We start from the raw sequence: 10794 nt of genomic DNA on the forward strand, positions 1-10794 counted from the left end.
CCTCCCAGGTGACCGGCCGGGCGGTGCCCACCCGCGCGGCCCGCTCGAGCATGCCGGGTACGAGGTCGGTCGCGGTGATCACCACCTCGGGCGGGAGCGCCGCGGCGAGCAGCCGGGTGACCACGCCCGTGCCGGCCGCGACCTCGAGCAGCGCCCCCGACTCCATCCCCGCGATCGACACGACACGCGCCACGAGGTCCTCGGCGTAGGCCTGGAACACGAGGGGCACAATGCCCCAGATGAAGTAGCAGACGATGGCCGCCCCTAACGCCGGGCGACTCTGATCGCCCGGCGCCGAGGAGGTCATGGCGTCAGGCGAGGGTTTTTTGGCGGATCAGGCCGCGCTCGTGGAGCAGCTGTGCGATCTGCACGGCGTTGAGCGCCGCGCCTTTTCGCAAGTTGTCCGAGACCACCCACATGTTCAGCCCGTTGGCGATGGTCGGGTCGTTGCGGATACGGCTGACGAACACCCCGAACTCGCCCTGCGCCTCTTTCGGCGTCATGTAGCCGGTGGAATCCCGCTTATCGATGACGATCACCCCGGGGCTCTCGCGCAGGATGTCGCGGGCCTCGTCCTCGTCCAGCGGCTCGTGGAACTCGATGTTCACCGCCTCGGAGTGGCCGACCATCACCGGCACGCGCACGCAGGTCACCGTCAGCGCGATGTCGGCGTCGAGGATCTTGTGGGTCTCGCGCCACATCTTGTGTTCCTCGTCGGTATAGCCGTCGTCCAGGAAGGCGCCGATGAACGGGATCACATTGAAGGCGATCTGCTTGGGGAAGGTTTTCGGCGGCGTGGCGCCCAGGACGAAGACGTTCTTGGTCTGGTCGAATAGCTCGTCCATGCCGACCTTGCCGGCCCCGGAGACCGACTGATAGGTCGAGACCACCACCCGCTTGATCCGCGCCCGGTCATGCAGCGGCTTCAGCGCCACCACCAGCTGGGCGGTCGAGCAGTTCGGGTTGGCGATGATGTTCTTGCGGTTCGCCCATTCGACGTCGTCGGGGTTCACTTCCGGCACGATCAGCGGCACGTCCGGGTCCATCCGGAAGGCCGAGGAATTGTCGATGACCATCGGGCCGGCGGCGGCGATCTTCGGCGACCATTCCTTGGAGAAGGTCCCCGAAACGCTCATCAGCACCAGGTCGACGCGGCTGAAGTCGAACTGAGCGATGTCCTCGCACTTGATGATCCGGTCACCGAAGTTGACCTCGACGCCGATGGATTTGCGCGACGCGATGGCGTGAATCTTCTCCACGGGGAAGTTCACTTCCTCCAGGATATTCAGCATCTCACGGCCCACGTTGCCCGTGGCGCCGACGACGGCCACCCGGTAACCCATCGCAATTCTCCTAAGTCTTGAGGGAGGCTCACCTACCCCTTGGGACGCCCTGAGGCAAGGCAAGCGATGCTGGGGGTCGCGTGAGAATCGCTGCGCCGCCGGCCTCTCCAGCCTGCGGGAGACCAAAGCGCCGCCGTCTTTCCGTTGTCCCGGACGCCGCTTTGGGGTTTCCTGTCGTCTGATGACACGCGCAACGCGGCGCACGAAGAGGAACCCCCATGGCCGACGGTGCGATAAGACTGGAGGACGAGGCGCGTGAGCGGGCCTATTCCCTGCCCCTGGACCAGCTGCATCCGGGGGACCCGGAGCTGTTTCGCACCAACACCCACTGGCCCTATTTCGAGCGCCTGCGCGCCGAGGCGCCGGTGCATTACACCGCCGACAGCGAGTTCGGGGCCTACTGGTCGATCACCCGCTACGCCGACATCATGGCCGTGGACATCAACCACCAGGTGTTCTCGTCCGACGCGGCGCTGGGCGGGATCACCATCCGCGATGCGCGCGCGGACCTGCGCCGGCCCAGCTTCATCGCCATGGACCCGCCGCTGCACGACGCCCAGCGCAAGGTGGTCAGCCCGATCGTCGCGCCGGCCAATCTGGCGCGCATGGAAGGCATCATCCGCGAACGGGCGACCAAGATTCTCGATTCGCTGCCGATCGGCGAGACCTTCGACTGGGTCGACAAGGTGTCCATTGAGCTGACCACCCAGATGCTCGCCACCCTGTTCGACTTCCCGTTCGAGGAGCGGCGCAAGCTGACCCGTTGGTCGGACATCGCCACCGCCCTGCCGATCCCCGGCGGCATCGTCGAGACCGAGGAGGCCCGGCAGGCCGAGCTGATGGAGTGCCTGGCCTATTTCACCGACCTGTGGAACCAGCGGATCAAGGCCGAACCGGCCGGCGACCTGATCTCGATGATGGCGCACTCCGACGTCACCCGCGACATGACGCCCGAGGCCTATCTCGGCAATATCATTCTGCTGATCGTCGGCGGCAACGACACCACGCGCAATTCGCTGAGCGGCGGGGTGCTGGCGCTGCACGAGAACCCCGGCGAATACGTCAAGCTGAACGCCAATCCCGGTCTGGTGGAGTCCATGGTGCCGGAGATCGTGCGCTGGCAGACCCCGCTGGCCCACATGCGCCGCACCGCCGTCGAGGACATCGAGGTCGGCGGCAAGACCATCCGGAAGGGCGACAAGGTGGTCATGTGGTACGTCTCGGGCAACCGCGACCCGTCGGCCATCGACAGCCCCGACCGGCTGATCATCGATCGCGAGCGGCCGCGCCAGCACCTGTCCTTCGGCTTCGGCATCCACCGCTGCGTCGGCAACCGCCTGGCCGAGATGCAGCTGAAGATCGTCTGGGAGGAGATCCTCAAGCGCTGGAGCCGCATCGAGGTTATGGGCGAGCCGGTCCGGGTGCGCTCGTCCTTCGTCAAGGGCTACGAGCACCTGCCCGTGCGCATCGTCGGCTGAGCGATGCCCGCCATCGGCATGCCCTTCAGCGATCTGATGGGCATCGAGATCGTCACCCGCGAAAAGACCCGGGTGGTCGGAACGATGGTGGTGCGCCAGGATCTCTGCACCGCCGGCGAAATCCTCCACGGCGGCGCCTACATGGCGTTTGCTGACGCGCTGGGGGCTATCGGCGGGGTGCTGAACCTGGCGCCGGGAGCGCGCACCACGACGCTGGAAAGCAAGACCAACTTCCTGCGCGCCGCGCCCTTGGGCTCGACCGTGACCGGCGAGGCCACGCCGCTGCACATCGGCCGCCGCTCCAGCGTCTGGACCACGCGGATCACCAACGACGAGGGCAAGCTTCTCGCCGTGGTCACCCAGACCCAGATGACACTTGAGGGCTGGGCGCCTGCGCGCGGCTGAGCTCGCGCAACGGCCGCTTCTTCTTGATCGTCATCCCGCCGCTTCGCGGGGGAGGTAGGCGCGATCAGCGCGTCGGGACCGGAACCTCGCCGCGATAGTCGTAGAAACCGCGGTTGGCCTTGCGGCCCAGCCAGCCGGCCTCGACGTATTTCACCAGCAGCGGACAGGGACGGTACTTTGAGTCCGCCAAGCCTTCGTAGAGCACGTTCATGATCGACAGCACGGTGTCCAGCCCGATGAAATCGCCCAGTTCGAGCGGCCCCATCGGGTGGTTGGCGCCCAGTTTCATGGCGGTGTCGATGGCCTCCACCGTGCCGACGCCTTCGTAGAGGGTGTAGATCGCCTCGTTGATCATCGGCACCAGGATGCGGTTGACGATGAAGGCGGGAAAGTCCTCGGCGTTCGAGGTGGTCTTGCCCAACGACTGGGCGAACCTCACCGCCGTCTCATAGGTGTCGGGGCCGGTGGCGATGCCGCGGATGATCTCCACCAGCTTCATCAGCGGCGCCGGATTCATGAAGTGCAGGCCGATGAACCGGTCGGGCCGGTCGGTGGCGGCGGCCAACCGGGTGATCGAGATCGACGAGGTGTTGGAGGCCAGGAGCGTGGTCGCCGACAGGTGCGGACCCAGCGCCTTGAAGATGGTCTTCTTGGTCTCCTCGTTCTCGGTGGCGGCCTCGATGGCCAGGTCGGTCGCTCCGATGGTCTGCAGCTCCGGCGCCGCGGTGATCCGCGCCAGCGCCGAGTCCATGGCCGGCTGGTCGATGATGCCGCGCACCACCTGGCGGGTCATGTTGCGGTGGATCATTTCCAGGCCGGCGTCGATCCGCTCGGCGCTCACGTCGTGCAGCAGCACCTGATAGCCGCCGAGGGCCACCACATGGGCGATACCGGTCCCCATCTGGCCCGCGCCGATGACGCCGACCGACTTGATCTGAACCATTCCGCTTAAGCCTCAGGTGAGCGGCCGCGTCCTCTTTCCCCACGAAATCAGCGGGCGGCCAGTTTGTGTCAGCTTTCTAACATGGCGGCGCCGTACTGCCGCAAGCTTTTGCTGCGCCGCAGCGTGAAGGCGGAACACAAAGGGCGGCCCCGGATGGAGCCGCCCCCGATGCGCACCGGACAGACCGGATTTGGAAGCTACACGCCCGCAGCGGTCAGCGCGGCCATCAGGTCCGGCACGGCGGACTTGTAGTCGGCCACCAGGCCGTAGTCGGCGACCTGGAAGATCGGCGCGTCAGCGTCCTTGTTGATCGCCACGATCACCTTGGAATCCTTCATGCCGGCCAGGTGCTGAATGGCGCCGGAGATGCCGATGGCGATGTAGAGCTCGGGCGCCACCACCTTGCCGGTCTGGCCGACCTGATAGTCGTTGGGCGCATAGCCGGCGTCGACCGCGGCCCGACTGGCGCCGACGGCGGCCCCCAGCTTGTCGGCCAGCGGCTCGATCACCTTCTGGAACTCTTCGGCCGAGCCCATGGCGCGACCGCCGGAGACCACGATCTTGGCGCCGGACAGTTCCGGCCGGGCCGATTTCACCAGCTTCTGATCGACAAAGTGGGTCTTGGCGGGCTTGGCCGGCGCGGCGATCGTCTCGACGCTGGCCGAGCCGCCATCGGCGGCGGCCTTGAACACGGTGGGCCGCACGGTGATCACCTTCTTGGCGTCGGAGGAGTGCACGGTCTCCAGCGCGTTGCCGGCGTAGATCGGGCGCACGAAGGTCGCCGCGTCGATCACCTCGACGATCTCGGAGATCTGCGCCACGTCCAGCCGGGCGGCGATGCGCGGGCTGAAGTTCTTGCCCTGGCTGGTGGCCGGCGTCAGCACCGCGTCGTAGTTCGCCATCAGCGGCACGACCAGGGCTTCCATGCTTTCGGCCAGGCCTTCGCCCAGCTCGGCGCTTTCCGCCAGCAGCACCTTGCGCACCCCGGTGATCTTCGCGGCGGCGGCGGCCACGGCCTTGCAGTCCTGGCCGGCGACCAGCAGATCCACGTCGCCCGACAGTTGCAGCGCCGCGGTCACGGTCTTTTCGGTGGTGTCGCGCAGGTGGGCGTTGTCGTGGTCGGCGATCACAAGAACGGCCATCAGAGCACCCCCGCTTCGGTCTTCAGCTTGGCCACCAGATCGGCGGCGGTCTCCACCTTGACGCCGCCGGCGCGCTTGGCGGGCTCGGTGACCTTGACCACCTTCAGCCGGGGCGCGGTGTCGACGCCCAGCGCGGCGAGCTCTTCGATGGCGAGCTCCTTCTTCTTGGCCTTCATGATGTTGGGCAGGCTGGCGTAGCGCGGCTCGTTGAGCCGCAGGTCGGCGGTGACGATGCCCGGCAGGTCGATCTCCAGCGTCTGCAGGCCGCCGTCGACCTCGCGGGTCACCTTGGCCTTGCCGCCGGCCACCTCGATCGCCGAGGCGAAGGTCGCCTGCGGCCAATCGAGCAAGGTCGCCAGCATCTGGCCGACAGCGTTGTTGTCGCCGTCGATGGCCTGCTTGCCCATGACCACCAGGTCGGGGCTCTCCCGGCCGATGATCGCGGCCAGCACCTTGGCGACGGCCAGCGGCTCCAGGTCCTCGGTGGTCTGCACCAGGATCGCCCGGTCGGCGCCCATGGCCAGCGCCGTGCGCAGCGTCTCGCTGGCCTGGGCCGGGCCGATGGAGACGGCCACGATCTCGGTGGCGACGCCCTTCTCGCGCAGGCGCACGGCCTCTTCGACGGCGATCTCGCAGAACGGATTCATCGACATCTTTACATTGGCGAGGTCGACGCCCGTCTGGTCGGGCTTCACCCGGGCCTTGACGTTGTAATCGATCACCCGCTTGACCGGGACCAACACCTTCATGGGTTGCTAGCGCCTCAACTTTGCTGTGGGAAACAGGGCAGAGCGGGCAATAGCGGTTCCGGCGCGGTTTGCAAATGTCCGGGCGCCGCGAGGTGGCTAGCCAACCGCCGGCCCGATCCGGTAAAATCCTGTCATGAACCCGACCATCGACCGCCTGAAGCTGATCTTCCTGGGCATCTTCGCCGTCGCCAACCTGGGCATCCTGGTGTGGACCGTGGGCTGGACCTGGCCGCAGGAGCGATGCAGCGATGCGCACCGATGGTGGGACGACTCCCAGCGGGTCTGCGCCCAGCCGGTGCTGATCTCCGACCTCACCGGCCGGGTGGTCGCCGATCCGAAGGCTCGCGCCGAGGCCATGGCCGCCATCGGCCGGCGGGGTCCCAAGCCTTAGCGGGTCGCGCCGTCATCTAATGGAATTTAATAAACTACGTCATGGCCCGGCTTGATGACGATCGAGAGGAATGACTCCGTAACCGGTTCAGAGTTGCGCCGGCCCGTTCTGCCAGCTCAACGGCCCTAAGGAAGTCGTCTCGCAAACCCTAGCGGGTCGCGCCCGATTTCCAGAACACCTCGGCGGCGCCGCGGTCGTTGGCGAAGCGCGCGGCGACGAACAGCAGATCGGAGAGCCGATTGAGGTAGCGCATCGCCGGGCCGCTGACCGGTTCGCCGGCCTCGACCAGGCGCACGGCGTCCCGCTCCGCGCGGCGACAGACGGTGCGCGCCAGGTGCAGGGCCGCGGCCGCCGGCGCGCCGCCCGGCAGGATGAAGGAGGCCAGGGGCGGCAAGGCCTCGTTCAGCGCATCGATCTCGGTCTCCAGCCGCGCCACCTGGCTGTCGAGGATGCGCAGCACCGAGCCCGGCGCCTCCTCAGCCCGGGGCGGCGTGGACAGGTCTGCGCCCAGGTCGAAGAGCTCGTTCTGGATGCGCGCCAGCATGGGGTCGAGATCGGGGTCGGCGGCCGTGTGGAGCCGAACCAGGCCCAGGCAGGCGTTGGTTTCGTCGACCCCGCCATAGGCCTCGACCCGCAGGTCGGCCTTGCTGACCGGGGCGCCGGTGGACAGCCGGGTCGATCCGGCGTCGCCGGTGCGGGTGTAGATACGATTGAGCGTGACCATCGGGGTTGCTAGCCCTTGGCCCGCCACCAGACCGCGCCCATCAGCACCGCGATGGCCAGGGCCTGCATCACCACCCTAAGGCGCATGAGCTTGTTGGAATAGGACCGGCCGAAGTCGCCGCCTCGGAACAGGCTGTAAAGGCCGAACGCCAGCACCAGCGCCACGGCCCCAAGAGCGATCGGGATCAGATAGGTGAATATGTCCATGGCCCCAATCTAGGACGCGCAAGGCTCGCGGACCATGCCCAAGTCCACCCCAAATCCGCAACACCGCCCGGCCCGGACCGAAAGGCTGGCGCGTTCCGCGAACGCCACCCGTTGAAGCGGTCGAATTTCGGCCCCAGTCCAGGAGCAAGTGACCGCGGCGACGCCCCGTCGTTGCGTCCGCCGCCGCCAGCCTAAGTCCAGCATGGCGGTCAAATGTGGTGTTTTCCAATCCGCGTCGTCAATAGCTCGAACGTGTTCAGCGAGCCTCCCCCGGGGCGTTCGCGGACCTGGACCCAATGAGAGAAAGTGGACGGCGAGCGCCGTCAAAATCATGAAGCACATTGCGCCCATCCAAGCCGACCCCGAGACCTCTGTGAAGGCTCCCACCCGCCGCACCCTGGCCAAGCAACAGACCCGCGCCAAGGTCCTGGCCGCCGCGCGCCGCCTGTTCAGCGAGGAAGGCTACGAAGGCGCCACGATCCGCGATATCGCCGCGGCCGCCGGCATGTCCACCGGCGCGGTGTTCGCCAACTTCGCCGACAAGTCCGACCTGTTCCGCGAGATCATGGTCGCCGACATGGCCGCCCTGGCCGAGGCGATGGCTGAGGCTGGCGCGCGCGGGGCGAACGTCGAGGATGCGATCCTGGGGATGTTCACTGCCGGCTATGGCTTCTACCAGACCCGGCTGCCGCTTGCCCGCGCCGCCTTCAGCGTCGGCTGGTCGCCGCAGGAGGGTCCGGTTCTGCGCGGCGCCCCGCCGGTGCAGGTGCTGCTCGACCTGATCATCGACCAGCTGACGGCCGGTGCGGCGCGCGGTGAACTGGCGCCGGACCCCGACCTCGCCCTGCGCGCCCAGATGTTGTTCGACATCTATCTGTCCAACTATCCGCAGGCGATCTTCCAGGCCTGGACGGTGGAGGCGCTGCGGGCCCGCTCGCGCGACCAGATCCGCATTCTCCTGGCCGGCGTGCGCAAGGCCTGAGCCCTCGACGCGCCGAGAGATCTAAGCCGAGGGTGTGGACGCAGGGCTCCTGGCTCGGGTTAACAGCACACAAATTTCTCTGTCATCCCGGCCGCAAGCCTGCGCTCGCAGGCTGGAGAGCCGGGACCCAGAGGCTACCGCAAGACGCTCTGGGTCCCGGATCGGCTCTTCGGCCGTCCGGGATGACTGAGGTTGGGGGCGCGTGACTGACAAACTAACCCAACTCGTTGCCCTGGGTGTGGACGGGGCCGTCTTGACGCGTCAGCCCGGCTTGATCTTGCAGTTCTTGAACGCGGATTTGGTCCCCTCCACCACCACCGTCTTGCCGTCGGTCCAGAATCGGGCGCCGCCGCCGGAAAACTGTACGCCGCTCGGCGCCGTCGTCCGCTTCAGCGCATAGTGGCGGCCGTCATCGTTGGTCATCATGTCGGCCGTCGTGGGCCGTTCGGAGTCGTACGATATCATGAAGGCCAAACCGCCGTCGCACCGGTAGAACGCCTGGGTGAAGTCGTTCATCGGCGGCTGCATCGCCGCCTCGGGCTGGGCGAGCGCGGGCGCGGCGCCGGCCAGCCACAACCCGAAGGCGGCGCCCGCTACTCGAAGAGCGTTCATCCCAGGTCCCCCTGCGATCCCTTGAGTCGTCCCGCCCGATGCTACACCCAGTGACGCCGGCGCGGCAAAGGTTCAGCGGCGATCCCGCCGGCCGGCCGTTCGTCGAGGGAGACGGCGTGGCGGATCGCGCCTAAGGCTGGCGGAATGGCCGACCCAGACTACGACGCCGCCTGGCGTATCGAGAGCCTCGCCGTCTCGCTCTACGAGAGCGACTGCCGCGAACGGGCGGGCGACATGGCGCGGCGCACGACGCTGTCGCGGATCAGGGCCCACTACAGCTTCCCCGCCTGGGCGAACCTGCCGGCGCGGGAGCGCGGGGCGTGGCGGGCGACGGCTCGGAAGATGATCGACGAGGCGGCCGCATGGCTGGCCGACGAGGCGCAATGGGATTGAAAGCGGGCCGCCCGTCCCGGAAGGTGGGCTCGTCAGGTCATCGGGGATTTGGGGGATGCACATGCTGAAGCGACCGATCTCGACCTTCGCGGCCGTGCTGAGCGCGGCCCTCCTCCTCTCAGGACCGACGGCCGCCAGCGGCCAGGCCCCCCGCCGGGACATCGCGGCCCCCGAGATCCCGCCCGGCGCGATCGCGCTGGAGGCGCCGGCGCCGCCCGCCTCCGCGCCGCCGGAGACCTGGAGCGTGTCGAGCGGCGACAACGTCCCGGTCGTGCAGAACGTCTCGACGCCGACGCTGACGCCCTTCCTGCCGGCGCCCGGCAAGGCCACTGGCGCGGCGGTGATCATCGCGCCCGGCGGGGCCTTCTACCTGCTGGCGATGAAGCACGAGGGCTGGGATGTCGCGCGCTTCCTGCAGGCCCACGGCGTCGCGGCCTTCGTGCTCAAGTACCGCGTCCATCCGACCGAGCCCAGGGCCGCCGGCCTCGAGAAGGGGATGGCCGCGCTGTCCGCCATGCCCGCCGCCGCCCGCCTGGCCGCCCTCGAGGCCGGCGCCAGGATCGCCGTCGAGGACGCCCAGGAGGCCATGCGCGTCGTCCACGCCCGCGCCGCCGAGTGGCATATCGACCCGGCCCGCATCGGCTTCATGGGCTTCTCGGCCGGCGCCATCACCACCATGGGCCTGGCCTACGCCGACGACCCGGCGACGCGCCCGGCGTTCATCGCCCCGATCTACGGCGGCTTGAGCGCCCCCGCCCGGCCCGTGCCGAACAACCCGCCGCCCATGTGGGCCGCCATGGCCGCCGACGACCCGCTGTTCGGCAAGACCGACTTTGCGCTGATCCCCGCCTGGGAAGCCAAGGGCGGCGCCGTCGAACTCCACCTCTACGAAAAGGGCGGCCACGGCTTCGGGTACCCGGGCCGTCCCGGCACAACGACGCTGGAGTGGCCGCAGGCGTTCCTGGCCTGGATGCAGGCGCGAGGATTGCTGACGGCGACGAGGTGAGCTTCACCCACCCCCGATCATCCCCGCGATCGCCCGCCGCATGTCCTCATAGAACGGGCTCGCGGCATACGCCCGCTCCGCCGCCATGCAGTCCCTGAACTCGCGGGCGTCGGCCACCGTCCACGCGAAGTCCGGGAACATCGCCTTCCATTTGTACAGGGTCGCCGCGCACGGCATCTGCGGATCTTCGGCCAGTCGCCGCAGCGACTGGCGGTCGCCCAGCGCGATCTGCTCGCCGATCTCGTCCGACAGCCCCGCGCATCGGGCTCGCAACCGGTCCCGCTCCCGCGCCAGCCGTCCGGCCCTGAAGGCGATCTTCAGCGCCGCGTCCCACGCCGGCCGCTCGACCCGCCAGCGATAGACCACCACCCGGCTGGGCATGGTCGGATCGCCCTCCAGCATCCGCCGCCACGGCTCGCC

The 10794-nt window shown here is 68.2% G+C and carries 15 protein-coding genes; 6 read left to right on the plus strand and 9 right to left on the minus strand.

All coding sequences use genetic code 11. The features are described 5' to 3' along the window. Positions 1 to 307 (minus strand): class I SAM-dependent methyltransferase (locus RMN86_RS02375; RefSeq protein ID WP_309604221.1); only part of this gene is annotated, 307 nt, incomplete at its 3' end. 4 nt (positions 308 to 311) lie between these two features. Beyond that, positions 312 to 1343 carry an aspartate-semialdehyde dehydrogenase gene (locus RMN86_RS02380; protein ID WP_309604222.1) on the minus strand — a complete coding sequence of 344 codons (1032 nt, stop codon included), beginning with the start codon at positions 1341 to 1343 and terminating at the stop codon, positions 312 to 314. Positions 1344 to 1561: 218 nt separating this feature from the next. On the opposite strand from RMN86_RS02380, the gene RMN86_RS02385 reads away from it, so the two are divergent. Then, positions 1562 to 2821 (plus strand): cytochrome P450, encoded by a 1260-nt coding sequence (locus RMN86_RS02385; protein WP_309604223.1) that lies wholly within the window; start codon positions 1562 to 1564, stop codon positions 2819 to 2821. 3 nt (positions 2822 to 2824) lie between these two features. Then, positions 2825 to 3226, plus strand: coding sequence for a PaaI family thioesterase (locus tag RMN86_RS02390; protein WP_309604224.1), 402 nt, complete (start codon positions 2825 to 2827; stop codon positions 3224 to 3226). Positions 3227 to 3290: 64 nt separating this feature from the next. Here RMN86_RS02390 and RMN86_RS02395 read toward each other — a convergent pair whose 3' ends face one another. The 3 genes from RMN86_RS02395 to RMN86_RS02405 form a co-directional block, all read right to left on the minus strand. Beyond that, positions 3291 to 4169: a 3-hydroxybutyryl-CoA dehydrogenase gene (locus tag RMN86_RS02395; RefSeq protein WP_309604225.1), complete on the minus strand. Its 879-nt coding sequence runs from the start codon at positions 4167 to 4169 to the stop codon at positions 3291 to 3293. A 197-nt stretch (positions 4170 to 4366) separates the two neighbouring features. Continuing rightward, complete coding sequence (locus RMN86_RS02400) at positions 4367 to 5311, minus strand: electron transfer flavoprotein subunit alpha/FixB family protein (protein WP_309604226.1); 945 nt, start codon at positions 5309 to 5311, stop codon at positions 4367 to 4369. Continuing rightward, positions 5311 to 6060 (minus strand): electron transfer flavoprotein subunit beta/FixA family protein, encoded by a 750-nt coding sequence (locus RMN86_RS02405; protein ID WP_309604227.1) that lies wholly within the window; start codon positions 6058 to 6060, stop codon positions 5311 to 5313. Before RMN86_RS02405 ends, RMN86_RS02400 begins: the two co-directional genes overlap by 1 nt. Positions 6061 to 6193: 133 nt before the next feature. On the opposite strand from RMN86_RS02405, the gene RMN86_RS02410 reads away from it, so the two are divergent. Beyond that, positions 6194 to 6451: a hypothetical protein gene (locus tag RMN86_RS02410; RefSeq protein ID WP_309604228.1), complete on the plus strand. Its 258-nt coding sequence runs from the start codon at positions 6194 to 6196 to the stop codon at positions 6449 to 6451. Positions 6452 to 6599: 148 nt separating this feature from the next. Here RMN86_RS02410 and RMN86_RS02415 read toward each other — a convergent pair whose 3' ends face one another. Together RMN86_RS02415 and RMN86_RS02420 are read right to left on the minus strand one after the other, a co-directional pair. Next, positions 6600 to 7175, minus strand: coding sequence for a cob(I)yrinic acid a,c-diamide adenosyltransferase (locus tag RMN86_RS02415; RefSeq protein ID WP_309604229.1), 576 nt, complete (start codon positions 7173 to 7175; stop codon positions 6600 to 6602). Positions 7176 to 7183: 8 nt separating this feature from the next. Next, positions 7184 to 7381: a twin transmembrane helix small protein gene (locus tag RMN86_RS02420; RefSeq protein ID WP_309604230.1), complete on the minus strand. Its 198-nt coding sequence runs from the start codon at positions 7379 to 7381 to the stop codon at positions 7184 to 7186. A 373-nt stretch (positions 7382 to 7754) separates the two neighbouring features. On the opposite strand from RMN86_RS02420, the gene RMN86_RS02425 reads away from it, so the two are divergent. Continuing rightward, complete coding sequence (locus tag RMN86_RS02425) at positions 7755 to 8363, plus strand: helix-turn-helix domain-containing protein (RefSeq protein ID WP_309604231.1); 609 nt, start codon at positions 7755 to 7757, stop codon at positions 8361 to 8363. Positions 8364 to 8624: 261 nt separating this feature from the next. Here the strand turns inward: RMN86_RS02425 and RMN86_RS02430 are convergent, their stop codons facing one another. Beyond that, entirely contained in the window at positions 8625 to 8975 is a 351-nt protein-coding gene (locus RMN86_RS02430) for an MliC family protein (protein ID WP_309604232.1), read from the minus strand. A 144-nt stretch (positions 8976 to 9119) separates the two neighbouring features. On the opposite strand from RMN86_RS02430, the gene RMN86_RS02435 reads away from it, so the two are divergent. Together RMN86_RS02435 and RMN86_RS02440 are read left to right on the plus strand one after the other, a co-directional pair. Further along, positions 9120 to 9368: a hypothetical protein gene (locus RMN86_RS02435; RefSeq protein WP_309604233.1), complete on the plus strand. Its 249-nt coding sequence runs from the start codon at positions 9120 to 9122 to the stop codon at positions 9366 to 9368. A 55-nt stretch (positions 9369 to 9423) separates the two neighbouring features. Next, positions 9424 to 10374 carry an alpha/beta hydrolase gene (locus tag RMN86_RS02440; protein ID WP_309604234.1) on the plus strand — a complete coding sequence of 317 codons (951 nt, stop codon included), beginning with the start codon at positions 9424 to 9426 and terminating at the stop codon, positions 10372 to 10374. Between the two features lie 3 nt (positions 10375 to 10377). Here RMN86_RS02440 and RMN86_RS02445 read toward each other — a convergent pair. Then, positions 10378 to 10794 (minus strand): hypothetical protein (locus RMN86_RS02445; RefSeq protein ID WP_309604235.1); only part of this gene is annotated, 417 nt, incomplete at its 5' end.

Source organism: Phenylobacterium sp. (assembly GCF_031360265.1).
GTDB lineage: Bacteria > Pseudomonadota > Alphaproteobacteria > Caulobacterales > Caulobacteraceae > Phenylobacterium.